This window comes from Methylobacterium radiodurans (assembly GCF_003173735.1).
GTDB classification, from domain to species: Bacteria; Pseudomonadota; Alphaproteobacteria; order Rhizobiales; family Beijerinckiaceae; genus Methylobacterium; species Methylobacterium radiodurans.
The window spans coordinates 1,012,460-1,025,357 of sequence record NZ_CP029551.1 but is presented as its reverse complement, the minus strand read 5'-3'; the positions used below and the strand labels follow the sequence as shown (position 1 = coordinate 1,025,357).

11 protein-coding genes are annotated in these 12,898 nt (G+C 67.3%); 8 read left to right on the top strand and 3 right to left on the bottom strand.

The genetic code is table 11. The features are described from left to right. Positions 1 to 380: 380 nt before the first annotated feature. Both DK427_RS04545 and DK427_RS04540 read right to left on the bottom strand, forming a co-directional pair. Complete coding sequence (locus DK427_RS04545; RefSeq protein WP_162559662.1) at positions 381 to 572, bottom strand: hypothetical protein; 192 nt, start codon at positions 570 to 572, stop codon at positions 381 to 383. A gap of 276 nt (positions 573 to 848) precedes the next feature. After that, positions 849 to 1,856 carry a GlxA family transcriptional regulator gene (locus DK427_RS04540; RefSeq protein WP_109950233.1) on the bottom strand — a complete coding sequence of 336 codons (1,008 nt, stop codon included), beginning with the start codon at positions 1,854 to 1,856 and terminating at the stop codon, positions 849 to 851. A gap of 109 nt (positions 1,857 to 1,965) precedes the next feature. Between DK427_RS04540 and DK427_RS04535 the strand changes: the two genes are divergently transcribed. From DK427_RS04535 to DK427_RS04505, 7 genes are all read left to right on the top strand, one after another. Next, entirely contained in the window at positions 1,966 to 3,219 is a 1,254-nt protein-coding gene (locus tag DK427_RS04535) for a sarcosine oxidase subunit beta family protein (protein WP_109950232.1), read from the top strand. A gap of 45 nt (positions 3,220 to 3,264) precedes the next feature. Beyond that, complete coding sequence (locus tag DK427_RS04530; protein WP_109950231.1) at positions 3,265 to 3,567, top strand: sarcosine oxidase subunit delta; 303 nt, start codon at positions 3,265 to 3,267, stop codon at positions 3,565 to 3,567. After that, positions 3,564 to 6,635, top strand: coding sequence for a sarcosine oxidase subunit alpha family protein (locus DK427_RS04525; RefSeq protein WP_109950230.1), 3,072 nt, complete (start codon positions 3,564 to 3,566; stop codon positions 6,633 to 6,635). Before DK427_RS04530 ends, DK427_RS04525 begins: the two co-directional genes overlap by 4 nt. A gap of 8 nt (positions 6,636 to 6,643) precedes the next feature. Next, a complete protein-coding gene (locus DK427_RS04520) occupies positions 6,644 to 7,198 on the top strand; it encodes a sarcosine oxidase subunit gamma (protein ID WP_109950229.1) in 555 nt (184 codons plus the stop codon). Positions 7,199 to 7,275: 77 nt separating this feature from the next. Continuing rightward, a complete protein-coding gene (glyA, locus tag DK427_RS04515; RefSeq protein ID WP_109950228.1) occupies positions 7,276 to 8,559 on the top strand; it encodes a serine hydroxymethyltransferase in 1,284 nt (427 codons plus the stop codon). A gap of 77 nt (positions 8,560 to 8,636) precedes the next feature. After that, positions 8,637 to 10,028 (top strand): L-serine ammonia-lyase, encoded by a 1,392-nt coding sequence (locus tag DK427_RS04510; RefSeq protein WP_109950227.1) that lies wholly within the window; start codon positions 8,637 to 8,639, stop codon positions 10,026 to 10,028. A gap of 81 nt (positions 10,029 to 10,109) precedes the next feature. Further along, positions 10,110 to 10,619 carry a prolyl-tRNA synthetase associated domain-containing protein gene (locus DK427_RS04505; protein ID WP_109950226.1) on the top strand — a complete coding sequence of 170 codons (510 nt, stop codon included), beginning with the start codon at positions 10,110 to 10,112 and terminating at the stop codon, positions 10,617 to 10,619. A gap of 358 nt (positions 10,620 to 10,977) precedes the next feature. Here the strand turns inward: DK427_RS04505 and DK427_RS04500 are convergent, their stop codons facing one another. After that, positions 10,978 to 11,910 (bottom strand): LysR family transcriptional regulator, encoded by a 933-nt coding sequence (locus tag DK427_RS04500; RefSeq protein WP_109950225.1) that lies wholly within the window; start codon positions 11,908 to 11,910, stop codon positions 10,978 to 10,980. 176 nt (positions 11,911 to 12,086) lie between these two features. Between DK427_RS04500 and DK427_RS04495 the strand changes: the two genes are divergently transcribed. After that, positions 12,087 to 12,818, top strand: coding sequence for an isochorismatase family protein (locus tag DK427_RS04495; RefSeq protein WP_109950224.1), 732 nt, complete (start codon positions 12,087 to 12,089; stop codon positions 12,816 to 12,818). The last annotated feature ends 80 nt before the right edge of the window (positions 12,819 to 12,898 follow it).

Genomic DNA, 12,898 nt, shown 5'->3' with positions numbered 1-12,898 from the left:
ACCTGCCACCGGACGAACCACATACCCGTAGCGAACCGCGCCTCGCCTGCGGACCGTCACGCCTTTGCTACTATCGGCTTTTCGGGAGCATCCCGCCAGACTCCTTCTCCGAACGGAGACCGCGTTCTACGGAACGGGCAAACATCCGGTGACACGATCGGAAATCCGAACTGGGCCGATCAAGAGGCTGCTGCCTGACAGCCGTCGTCGATAGCCGGCAGGCCAAATCCGGGGCTTGACGGACGCAGTCGGCCCGTAGCCTTTGGCCACGGAGCCCTGTGTCATTCGCGACCTGGATACCGGGTCGCGGTCGCACGCCCTTCATGCTCACGCTCACAAGCGTGACGTCCATCGGGACGCCGTGGCTACAAGTTGCGCGCTCATCCTACCTCGGTGAGCGGCGCATCACGCACTATGCCCGTGGGATCGACGACGGCGTGCTTGCCGAAGCTCATGTCTTGGACCGACAGGAAGGCCACGGCCTTCGGCATCGCCTGGATCGGGAGGTCAAGCCGGCGCTCGCGGGCGTCCAGGGCCAGCGGCGAGCCGTCGGCAACGTGGACGCGGATCATCACCGGCGGCCCGTGATGGCCCATCGCGGGCAGACCTGCCGGGTCTATCGGCAGCGCGAACCGCGAGAGCCAAGCGTTGTTCCGGTGTCTCGGGCGTGAGCGCGCCGAGAGCGCGGATAAGAATGCATCCGGACTTCTTCTCGGGCACCATTGAGGGCGAGGGACCCCTCCGTTGCGGAACGTGGAGGGCAAACGGCGTAGGCCTCGCACCGAAGTGTCGACGCAACTACTTCAGGTTGTCGGTTTGAGCATCTTCATCGTTTACGGAGGACGACGTCAATCCTCTCCAATGGGTCGAAGACGCGTTCGGTCTGGCAGGGTTCCCCGGTACCTCCGATACGTCCGCGTGAAATGGGAGACGTCGCAGAAACCCGTCGCCGCGGCGATAACCGTAATCGTCTGATCCGTACTGCGTAGGAGGAGGTCGGCTTCGGCCAATCTCATGGACATGTAGCATTCGCTCGGGGAACGTCCCAGGGATCGTTCGAACCTCCGCTCGAGACTGCGCTTGGCCAGACCGACCCGCCGCGCGATCTCCGCGATGGTCAGAGGCACTTCGATGGACTGGCGCATGTGGAGCAGGGAGCGTCGCACCGCATCGTCGGTCGAAACGAGGTCGAGAGGACTGCCCGGCTGCGGCTTCTCCGCTCGCACGTCGCCATCCATGATCATGATCTGAAGGCTTTTGCGGGCGGGGGCAGTTCCCACATGCTTCTCGACGAGTTGCGCCGCGAGATGCGCCGAGCTCGCGCCGCCGGAACAAGTGAGACGGTCGCGGTCGATGATGAAGACTTGATCGGAGACGGGCGTCAGACCGTCGAACTGCTCCAGAAAATCGGCGTGGTGAAACCAACTCACGCAGCACCTGTATCCGTTCATCAACCCGGCACGATGCAGGATGAACGCGCCGGTGCAGACTCCGACAAGAGGGATTCGAGCTGCGGCGGCTCTCTTCAGAAAGTCCATGAGCTGGGGACTGAGGTTCGGAATCTCATCGATCAGACCACCGACCACCACGACGTAGTCGAAACGCGCCGGGTCGCCGAAGCGCGCGTCCGGCTGGACGACGACGCCGCAGCTCGATGCCACAGGCTCCATCCGATCGGAGAGGATCGACCATTCGCAGAGGATGGGACGGCTCCGGTCGCCCTCGTCGGCCGCGAGCCGAAGCACGTCCACGAAATTCGCGAAGGCGCATAGGGTGAAGCGCCGCGCAAGTATGAAGCCGACCCGCAGGCGGGCGCGAGACGCTGTGCCGGATACTGAGCGTCGGGCAACGAGCACGGCGGCCTTCTTCTAGAGTGTCGCAAACGTCAGCCTAGATTGGCGCGTTCGTTCTGTCTCGTCGATCGCCCCGGGAGTACCGATAGGGCAACCGGCGGAGGACGACGCCATGAGTCATTTCTCTTTCCTCTCCCTTCTTGGCAAGGCCATGTCCGGTAACAAGGGCTGGGAGCCGCAATGGCCGGACGCGGAACCGAAGGCCGAGTACGACGTCGTCGTGGTGGGCGCGGGCGGCCACGGTCTCGGCACCGCCTACTATCTCGCCAACGAGCACGGGATCACCGATGTCGCGGTGATCGACAAGGGCTGGCTCGGTGGCGGCAACACCGGCCGCAACACCACCATCATCCGATCGAACTACCTCTACGACGAGAGCGCGCGCTTCTACGAGCACGCGATGAAGCTCTGGGAGGGACTCAGTCAGGAACTCAACTACAACGTCATGTTCTCGCAGCGCGGCGTGATGATGCTCGCGCACACGGTCCATGACGAGCAGAGCTTCCGCCGCCACATTCACTCGAACCGCCTCAACGGCATCGACAACGAGTGGCTGAGCGCCGAGCAGGCCAAGGAATTCTGTCCCGCCCTGAACATCGCTCCCGACGCGCGCTACCCCGTGGTCGGCGCCGCGCTGCAGCGGCGCGGTGGCGTCGCCCGGCACGACGCGGTGGCTTGGGGCTACGCCCGCGGCGCGGCGGCGCGTGGCGTCGACATCATCCAGAATTGCCCGGTGATCGGCATCCGGCGCGACGCCTCCGGCCGCGTCAGCGGGGTCGAGACGGCGCGCGGCTTCATCAAGGCGAAGAAGGTCGCGGTCTCGGCCGCCGGCAGCACCTCGGTGGTGATGGGCACCGCCGAGGTGCGCCTGCCGCTGGAGAGCTACCCGCTCCAGGCACTGGTCTCCGAGCCGGTCAAGCCGGCCTTCCCCTGCGTGGTGATGTCCAACACGGTCCACGCCTACATGAGCCAGTCCGACAAGGGCGAACTCGTCATCGGCTCGGGCACGGACCAGTACGTCTCCTACAGCCAGCGCGGCGGGCTGCCGCTGATCGAGCACACCCTGGCCGCGATCTGCGAGGTTTTCCCGATCTTCGCGCGCATGCGGATGCTGCGCAAATGGGGCGGTATCGTCGACGTGACGCCCGACCGCTCGCCGATCGTGGCCAAGACTCCCGTGCCGGGCCTCTACGTGAATTGTGGCTGGGGCACCGGCGGCTTCAAGGCGACACCGGGCGCGGCCAACGTCTTCGCCCACACGGTCGCGCGCGACGAGCCGCACCCGATCAACGCCCCCTTCACGATCGAGCGCTTCACGACCGGCCGCCTCATTGACGAGGCCGCGGCCGCGGCGGTCGCGCATTAGCCACCAAGAGCCGCATCGAGAGCCGCATCCTCGGAGGCCCGCCCCATGCTCCTCATCACCTGCCCTTATTGCGCCGCCGCGCGCCCCGAGGTCGAGTTCGCCTACGCGGGCGAGGCCCACATAGCGCGGCCCGCCGACCCCACAGCCCTCGGCGACGAGGCGTGGCGCGACCACCTCTACATCCGCAGCAACACCCGCGGGCTGCACCACGAGCGCTGGCGCCACATCAACGGCTGCGGGCGCTTCTTCAACGCCGCCCGCGACACCGTCACGGACAAGTTCGCCACGACCTACAAGGCCGGGGAAGCGCGCCCCTCCGCCCTTGAGCCCGAAGGTGCCCAGCGATGACCAGCTCCCGCGTGATCGACACCGCCGACACCGCGCGCGCTTCCGCCGCTCCGGATTTCCACCCTTCCTCGAAGAGCCTGCGCGTGCCTGGCCGCGGCCGCAACGCCGTCGGCGCGCCGGTGCGCTTCAGCTTCGACGGCCGCGGCCTGATCGGACGGGCCGGCGACACCTTGGCCGCGGCACTGCTCGCCAACGGCGTCCATCTCGTCGGCCGCTCCTTCAAGTACCACCGCCCGCGCGGCATCCTATCGGCCGGCTGCGAGGAGCCGAACGCCCTCGTCGGCACGGATCGGGGCAACGGGCGCTACGAGCCCAACACCCGGGCTACCACCGCGGAGATCTTCGAGGGCTTCCGCTCCACGAGCCAGAACCGCTGGCCGTCGCTCCGGACCGATGTCGGCGCGGTCAACGACCGGCTCTACATGCTGTTATCGGCCGGCTTCTACTACAAGACATTCATGTGGCCGAAGTCCTTCTGGAACAAGGTCTACGAGCCGGTCATCCGCGGCGCGGCCGGCCTCGGCAAGCCGCCGACGGAGCGCGATCCCGACACCTACGCCGCTCGCTACGCCCACTGCGACCTCCTCGTCGTCGGTGCCGGCGCGGCCGGCCTCGCCGCGGCGCTCGCGGGCGCGCGCGGCGGCGCCAAGGTGATCCTCGTGGACGAGCAGGCGGAGGCCGGGGGCTGGCTCCTGTCGGACCCGGCCGTGGAGATCGATGGCCGCCCCGCCTGGACCTGGCTCGCGGAGACGCTGCAGACCCTGCAGGCGATGCCGAACGTCACCCTGCTCACCCGCACCACCGCCATCGGCTACTACCACCAGAACTTCATCGGCCTGTGCCAGCGCCTGACCGACCACCTCGCCGAGGTGCCGGAGGGGGCTCCGCGGGAGCGGCTGTGGAAGGTCCGGGCGAGCCAGGTGGTGCTGGCGCAGGGCGCGATCGAGAAGCCGCTGGTCTTCGCGGGCAACGACCGGCCGGGCGTGATGCTGGCCGGCGCCGCGCGCAGCTTCCTGAATCGCTACGGCGTGCGCGTCGGCGAGCGTGCCGTGGTCGTGACTTCGCACGACTCCGCCTGGGCGGCCGCCTTCGACCTCGTCCGCGCCGGCAGCACCGTGCCGCTGATCGTCGACCTGCGTCGCAGCGTGTCCCCGGACCTCCTCGCCGAGGCGGGGTCTCTGCGAATCGAGACCCTGTGCGGCGGTACCGTCACGGACACGAAGGGGCGGCTGCGGGTCTCGGCCGTGCGGGTTAACCCGGTCGAGGCGTCGGGCAAGGTCGGGACCGGGCGCTGGGTCGCCTGCGATGCGCTGCTGATGTCGGGCGGTTGGACGCCGAGCCTGCACCTGTTCTCGCATACCGGTGGCAAGCTGAGCTGGGACGAGGAGAACCAGATTTTCCTCCCCGGCCAAGCGACCGAGGCCTGCCGCTGCGCGGGCGCCGGAACCGGCCGCTTTGGCCTCGACGCGGCGCTCGCCGACGGGGCCGCGGCCGGTGCGGCGGCAGCGGGCGACGCGGGCTTCCCGGCCGTGGCCGGGCGCCACGCGGTCAGGGGCGAGGCGGCGATGTCCGGCACCGCCTGTCGCGACCTGCCGACCGACCGCGACGCCGGCTTCGCCAAGGCCTTCGTCGACTTCCAGAACGACGTGCTGGCCAAGGACATCCGCCTCGCCGTCCGCGAGGGATTCCGGTCAGTGGAGCACATCAAGCGCTATACCACCAACGGCATGGCCACCGACCAGGGCAAGACCTCGAACATCAACGGCCTGCAGATCGCCGCGAACGCGCTCCAGCGCTCCGCGCCGAGCGTCGGCCTGACCACCTTCCGGCCGCCCTACACCCCGACCACCTTCGGTGCCTTCGCGGGCTACAACCGCGGCAGCCTGTTCGAGGTCACCCGGCGCACGCCGATCGACGCCTGGGCCGAGGCCAACGGCGCCGTCTGGGAACCGGTGTCGCTGTGGCGGCGTGCCCGCTACTTCCCGCAGGCCGGGGAGGACATGCAGGCGGCGGTCGCTCGCGAGTGCCGCGGGACGCGGGCCAGCGTCGGCATGTTCGACGCCTCGACGCTCGGCAAGATCGAGGTCGTCGGCCCGGACGCCGCGACCTTCATGAACCGGATGTACACCAACGCCTGGACGAAGCTGGAGCCGGGGCGTTGCCGCTACGGCCTTCTGCTCGGCGAGGACGGTTTCATCCGCGACGACGGCGTGATCGGGCGCATGGCCCCCGACCGCTTCCACGTCACCACCTCGACGGGCGGCGCGGCGCGGGTGCTCAACATGATGGAGGACTACCTCCAGACCGAGTGGCCGGACCTCGACGTCTGGCTGACCTCGACGACCGAGCAGTGGTCGGTGATCGCCGTGCAGGGGCCGAACGCCCGGAAGGTGATCGCGCCGCTCGTCGAAGACATCGACCTCGCCCCCGAGCGCTTTCCCCACATGGCGGTGGCGGAGGGCCGGATCTGCGGGGTGCCGACCCGGCTGTTCCGCGTCAGCTTCACGGGCGAGCTCGGCTTCGAGATCAACGTTCCGGCCCGCTACGGCCGGGCGGTCTGGGAAGCGGTTCACGCGGTGGGCCAGGCCTACGGCATCGTGCCCTACGGCACGGAGACGATGCACGTCCTGCGCGCCGAGAAGGGCTACATCGTGATCGGCCAGGATACGGACGGTACCCTGACGCCGGACGACGCAGGTCTCTGCTGGGCAGTCGGCAAGGCCAAGCCCGATTTCGTCGGCAAGCGCTCGCTTACCCGGCCCGACATGCTGAAGCCCGACCGCAAGCACCTCGTCGGCCTGCTGACGGAAGACCCGAAGGTGGTGCTTGAGGAGGGCGCGCAGATCGTGGCCGAGCGCGACGGGCCGATCCCGCGACGGATGATCGGCCACGTCACCTCCGCCTACTGGAGCGAGGCGCTCGGTCGGTCGATCGCCATGGCGGTGGTCGAGGGCGGCAAGTCCCTCCAGGGGCGAACGATCTACGTGCCGATGCCCGACACCGTCCACGCGGCGACGATCGGCGGCACGGTGTTCCTCGACCCCGAAGGCCAGCGGCTGGCGGCATAGGCGCGAACATGATCCAAGAATGGAAGACCCTCCGCGGCAATGCGATCCCCGGTGCGGCCGGCCGCCTCACGGTGACGCTGGCGCCGGACTGCGGCCGTCTCGTCCTGCGGCTGCGGCCCAGAGACCGCGCGGCGGCCGAGACCGTTCTCGGCGTCGCGCTGCCTGAGCGGATCGGCGGGCTGGACGCGGCGAGCGAGAGCTTCGCCGTCTGCCTCGGCCCGGACGAGTGGTACCTCCTGCTGCCCGAGGATGTGGCCCGGACCGCGGGCGAACGCCTGTCGGCGGCGCTTGGCGCCCCGTTCAGCCTCGTGGACGTCGGTCACAGGGAAGTCGGCATCGCGGTGGAGGGACCTGCGGCGACGCTCGCCCTGTCCTCCCTTTGCGCGCTCGACCTGGACGCGATGCCGACGGGCTCGGCCACGCGCACAATCCTCGACAAGGCTCAGGCCGTGCTGATCAAGCACGACGCGGAGCACTACCGCATTGAGGTCTGGCAATCCTTCGCCGACCATGTCTGGACCCTGCTCGCGGCAGTCTCGCGAGAGATCGGACTCGACATCTGACCGCGGCCCCGCCCCGCCTCCGATCGGAGCGGTCGACTGGGTCACTTCCGAACAACCGCACCGCGCCGGACGCTCCCGTGATCAGCTTCGACTTCGACACCCCGTTCGCCGATACCGAGATCGCCAATGCGATCGGCCGGGAATTCGAGCGCCAGACCGAACGCATCGAGCTGATCGCTTCCGAAAACATCGTTTCGGCGGACGTGCTCCGCGCGCAGGGCTCGGTGCTGACCAACAAGTACGCCGAGGGCTATCCGGGCCGGCGCTACTACGGTGGCTGCGAACATGTCGACACCGTCGAGACCCTGGCGATCGAGCGGGCAAAGGCCCTGTTCGGCGCGAGCTTCGTCAACGTCCAGCCGCATTCGGGCGCGCAGGCCAATCAGGCGGTCTTCTTAGCTCTGCTGCAGCCGAGCGAGCGCATCCTCGGCATGTCGCTGGCCCATGGCGGCCATCTCACCCACGGTTCGCCGGTTACCATGTCGGGCAAGTGGTTCGACGTCGCGAGCTATGGCGTGCGCGAGACCGACCACCGGATCGACTACGACGTCCTGCGGCGGCGGGCGCGCGAGACACGACCGAAGCTGATCGTGGCCGGCGCCTCGGCCTATCCGCGCAGCATCGACTTCCGTGCCTTCCGCCAGATCGCCGATGAGGTCGGCGCGCACCTCATGGTGGACATGGCGCATTATGCCGGCCTGATCGCGACCAAGCTCTACCCCGATCCGCTGCCTCACGCTCACGTCGTCACCACCACCACCCACAAGACCCTGCGGGGACCACGCGGCGGCATGATCCTGACGAACGACGCGGCTTTGGCCAAGAAGATCAACTCCGCGGTCTTCCCCGGCAACCAAGGCGGCCCGCTAATGCACGTCATCGCCGCCAAGGCGGTGGCCTTCGGCGAGGCCCTGCGACCGGAATTTCGTGCCTACGCCGCAGCGGTGATCGCCAATGCTCGAAGGCTCGGCCGCGTGCTGACGGCAGGTGGCCTCGATATCGTCTCGGGCGGCACCGACTGTCACATGGTGCTGGTCGATCTCAGACCGTTGGGCGTAACGGGACGAGACGCCGAGCGTGCCCTTGAGCGGGCCGGCTTGACCTGCAACAAGAACGCGATTCCCTTCGACCCGGAGAAGCCTGCCGTGACCTCGGGCATCCGTCTCGGAACCGCGGCCGGAACGACGCGCGGCTTCGGCGAGACCGAATTCGCGGCGGTCGGCGACTTGGTCCTGAAGGTCGTGCGCGCGCTTGCCTCGGCCGGATCGGAGGGCGATCCGGCCGTCGAGGCCGACGTCCTCCAAGAAGTGCGCGGCCTTTGCCGTCGCTTCCCGATCTACCGGCGGAGTTCCGGCCTCTGAGCCGACAGCCCGAGGCTTCACGAACAGGGCCGTGTCCGGCCAGGATCGGATCACGTCGCGGCGGCGAACGGTGTGCGATGTTTCTCAGCGTATTCGATGTCTTCAAACCGGGGATCGGCCCCTCCTCGTCCCACACGATGGGGCCGATGACAGCGGCGGCCGACTTCCTCGATCTCCTGCGCGCTCATGAGGCGGGCCGCCGCGCGGCCGCGATCCGGGTGAGCCTGCACGGCTCGCTCGCCTTCACGGGCCGGGGGCACGCAACCGACCGGGCGGTGGTGCTCGGGCTCCTCGGGTTCCGGCCGGCCGAGATTGAGATGGACGCGGCCGAGCGCGGCCTCGCGGAGCTGGCCAAGCGCCGGACCCTGCGGCCGGCGGAGCTGCCGGAGATCGCCTTCGATCCGGCGGCCGACGTCGTGTTCGATTACGGACCGCCACTTCCAGGGCACGCCAACGGGATGATCGTCACCGCACTCGACGCCGCCGGCGGCTCCGTCCTCTCCGAGACCTACTACTCGATCGGCGGCGGCTTCGTGGTCACGGCGGCGCAGCGCGCGGCCGACGAGCCGCCCTCCTCCGTAGCGGTCGACCCGATCCTCTGGCCGTATCCGTTTGAAAGCTCGGCCGCCATGCTGCGGATGGCACGCGAGAGCGGTCTGTCGATCGCCGCGATGAAACGGGCGAACGAGGCAGTCGGCCGCCTGGAGGCCGAAGTCGATGCCGGCATCGCCCGGATCTGGCGGACCATGAACGGCTGCGTCGAGCGCGGGCTCTCGCGGGACGGGGAACTGCCTGGGGGACTGCGCGTGAAGCGGCGTGCGAAGCGCATACGCGAGCAGCTCGAGCGCGAGCACGGCTCGAACACGGCGCAGCCGCACGTGATGTCCGACTGGCTCAACGTGTATGCCATGGCGGTCAACGAGGAGAACGCGGCCGGCGGCAGGGTCGTCACCGCCCCGACCAACGGGGCCGCAGGCGTGGTGCCGGCAGTCGCCCGGTACTACCTCGACCACTGCGTCGGTGCGGACGCGGCCCGGATCCCCGAGTTCCTGCTCACCGCAGCCGCCATCGGCGGACTGATCAAGCATAACGCCTCCATCTCCGGGGCGGAGGCGGGCTGCCAGGGAGAAGTCGGCTCGGCCAGCGCGATGGCGGCCGCCGGCCTGTGCGCCGTGCTCGGCGGGACACCGGCCCAGGTCGAGAACGCCGCCGAAATCGCCCTGGAGCATCATCTCGGCATGACCTGCGACCCAGTCGCCGGCCTCGTGCAGGTACCTTGCATCGAGCGCAACGGCATCGGTGCCACCAAGGCGGTGGCGGCCGCCTCGCTAGCCCTGCGGGGGGACGGCACGCACTTCATGCCATTGGACAACTGCATCGCCGCGATGCGCCAGACCGGCGAGGAGATGAGCGCGAAGTTCAAGGAAACCAGTTTGGGCGGCCTCGCCGTGAACCTGCCGGAATGCTGAGAACGAGGGACGGACGGGTCGAAATCCGATGGAAACACGGGTCTTCGAGGTCCGTCGATACGAACGCCAGGAGAATGTTCCATGCCGATGGATCCGAATGAGCTCATCGCCCGGTTGAACGAGTGCGGCATCGCATACGAACTCTTCGAGCACCCGGCCGTTCTGACCGTGGACGAGATGATGGCCACCTGCGGCGACATCGGAGGAACGCATACCAAGAACCTGTTCCTGCGAGATGGCAAGAAGGCCCATTATCTCGTTACGCTCCGTCACGACGCACGGATCGACCTCAAGGCGCTCCGTTCCGTCCTCGGGGCGCGCGGCGGACTGTCCTTCGCCAGTACGGAGGCATTGCGGGAGCACCTTGGCGTGGAGAGCGGCGCCGTCTCGCCGTTCGCCGCCATGAACTCCGCACCGGGCGCCGTAAAGATCTTCGTTCAGGACAGACTACTTCTGGAAGAACATATCGACGTCCATCCTCTCTCCAATAATCTGACACTTAAGATTAAACCTGAAGATATGATGGCAGCCCTGCGCGCGGACGGTCGCTCTTCGGAAATTTTCGCCTTACCAGATTCGGATGAGGTTTGACGAAGGCGCTTGTACACCAACTTAAATGTCATCCGATCATGTGGCTAGGTGGATTCGCATCCTTTCGATCACAGGCCGACGCGGAGGTCATATCCTAGCGCCGGGGCATTGTCCTCGCGTCCCGCGTCGGTCGTCTACCCAAGGCACCGCAGCTGTAAGCTGACCCGATGCCTTCGAGATCGTCTACCACAGTGATCACGCACTTCGGGGCAACTCCAGAGGGCGGCCATGTCGCCTGGGAACCTGACTGCAGGTCCGGCGAAATTCGATCCTGATCTCCGACCGCTAAGGATGCACGGATCTGATCTCCGCATCGTGCGGTTCCGGCATTGATTCGGACCGGGCGCCAGTCGTCCTATCACCCTCGGTCTGAGGACCGCCTGTGCGCATGCTGGTCCGGGCTCGGCTGCTTCGTCGCGACTTCGATGAAACGCTGCGTCGGGCCCGACCGGTTGATACGCTTCCAGACGAGAACGGTTTCGCTGTGAAAATCGGGATGCTCGATCGGGCGAACCTCGACGTTCGACCCGAGCAGGCCGATCAGGCTTTCGGGATAGATCGTCACGCCAAGACCTGCGGCCACGAGGCCGATGAGCGCAAGTGTGTTCGATGCCTCCAAGTGGATCTGCGGCACGACACCCTCACCTTGGAACAGATCCGCCAAGCGCCAACGGTATTCGCCCCATTCGGACATGTCACCGAGGATCAGGCGCGCCTCCTTGAGATCGGCCGGACGAAGACTTTCGCCACGCAAGAGATCATGATTTCGGGGAGCGACGAGATAAAGAGGATCACGAGCGAGGCGGGCGGAATGGTACTCCGAATGATCGAAGGGACCGATCATGTAGCCGACGTCGATCTCGTCCGCCGCCAGAGCGAGCTTTTGCCCCTGTGTCCGGATGTACTGCAGTCTTATCTCGATCTGGGGGTGCAATTGCCTGAAGCGCGCGACGGCGCACGGCATCAGTTCGGTCGCGGCGAAGGCCATGTAGGCCACGCGTACCATCCCTGTCCGCCCCTCGGCAATGCCACGAGCAGTCTCGACAGACTCCGTATAACGCCGCAGCAGCGGGAGGTTGTCGTCATAGAAGCGCCTGCCCGCGGCGGTCAGCAGAACCTCACGGGTCGTCCGCTCGAGCAGCCGGAAACCAACGGTCTGCTCGAGTTTCTGTATGCGTCGAGTCAGGGCGGACTGGTCGAGGTTGAGCCGTTGGGCGCTGCGACGGAAGTTCAGCTCGTCGGCGACCACGAGGAACGAATGGAGAAGATCGAGGCCTGCCGGGTTCTTCATCGCGTCATGTCTAGCCGATGCGTAAGACGCAATAATAGATGCGCGATCGGCAATTCAAGTCGGGATAGCTCCAACCGACGATGGCATCAGGGAAACGGGGCGTGCGGTTCCGCAGCGTCTCCGATCCTTCAACCCGCGATGCGGCCGGCGCGTGGTCGTCGGCAAGGGAGCAGCTCATGTCCGATGCGACCAACAAGGAACTCGATTCGCTTCTGAATCAAGCGTTCGCCGAGGCGACCAAGCTCTACCAAGAGCGCGGCTTCCAGCGCCGCGTCGGCTTCGGCAAGCGTCCGGCGCTGGTCAGCGTCGACCTCGCCAACGCCTGGACGCGTCCCGGCAATCCCTTCACCTGCGACCAGGAGAAGATGGACAACGAGATCATTCCGGGCATGCAGAAACTCCTGGCCGCCTGCCGGGCGAACGGGCACCCGGTGGTTCACGTCACCACCGCCTACGAGATCACCGATCGCAACGCGGCCTTCACCGACATGGGCCTCTGGCACAACAAGATCCCGGTCGACGTCGTCAATCTCGCCGACAAGGATCTGTGGGCGATCGACAGTCGCATCGCACCGGTCGAGGGTGAGTACACGCTTCTGAAGAAGCGCGCTTCCTCGTTCCACGGTACGGAACTCGCCGGCATCCTGCGGGCGAACAACGTCGACACCATCCTCGTCACCGGGGTTACCGCCTGCGCCTGCGTGCGGCAGACGATCTGCGACGGACTGGCCGACGGCTTCCGCACCATCGCGGTCAAGGAGGCGATCGGCGACCGCGTGCCGGGCGCGGTGGCGTGGAACCTGTTCGACATCGACGCGAAGTTCGGCGACGTCCATACGGTCGACGAGTGCGTCGCCTACCTGAATTCGGTCTCGAAGGCGGCCGGAATGGCCCAGGCGGCCGAGTAGGCCCGAGCGATCTCCGCGGAGCGGCGCACCGCTCCGCGTCTCCCAGAGCGCTCCGACAAGAGAGGCGCCGGGTCACTTAG

Excerpts from the sequence above, each read along its gene's own strand:
- DK427_RS04545 (WP_162559662.1), bottom strand. The coding sequence starts at position 572 with ATGATCCGCGTCCACGTTGCCGACGGCTCGCCGCTGGCCCTGGACGCC.
- DK427_RS04535 (WP_109950232.1), top strand. The coding sequence starts at position 1,966 with ATGAGTCATTTCTCTTTCCTCTCCCTTCTTGGCAAGGCCATGTCCGGT.
- DK427_RS04530 (WP_109950231.1), top strand. The coding sequence starts at position 3,265 with ATGCTCCTCATCACCTGCCCTTATTGCGCCGCCGCGCGCCCCGAGGTC.
- DK427_RS04525 (WP_109950230.1), top strand. The coding sequence starts at position 3,564 with ATGACCAGCTCCCGCGTGATCGACACCGCCGACACCGCGCGCGCTTCC.
- DK427_RS04520 (WP_109950229.1), top strand. The coding sequence starts at position 6,644 with ATGATCCAAGAATGGAAGACCCTCCGCGGCAATGCGATCCCCGGTGCG.
- DK427_RS04510 (WP_109950227.1), top strand. The coding sequence starts at position 8,637 with ATGTTTCTCAGCGTATTCGATGTCTTCAAACCGGGGATCGGCCCCTCC.
- DK427_RS04505 (WP_109950226.1), top strand. The coding sequence starts at position 10,110 with ATGCCGATGGATCCGAATGAGCTCATCGCCCGGTTGAACGAGTGCGGC.
- DK427_RS04500 (WP_109950225.1), bottom strand. The coding sequence starts at position 11,910 with ATGAAGAACCCGGCAGGCCTCGATCTTCTCCATTCGTTCCTCGTGGTC.
- DK427_RS04495 (WP_109950224.1), top strand. The coding sequence starts at position 12,087 with ATGTCCGATGCGACCAACAAGGAACTCGATTCGCTTCTGAATCAAGCG.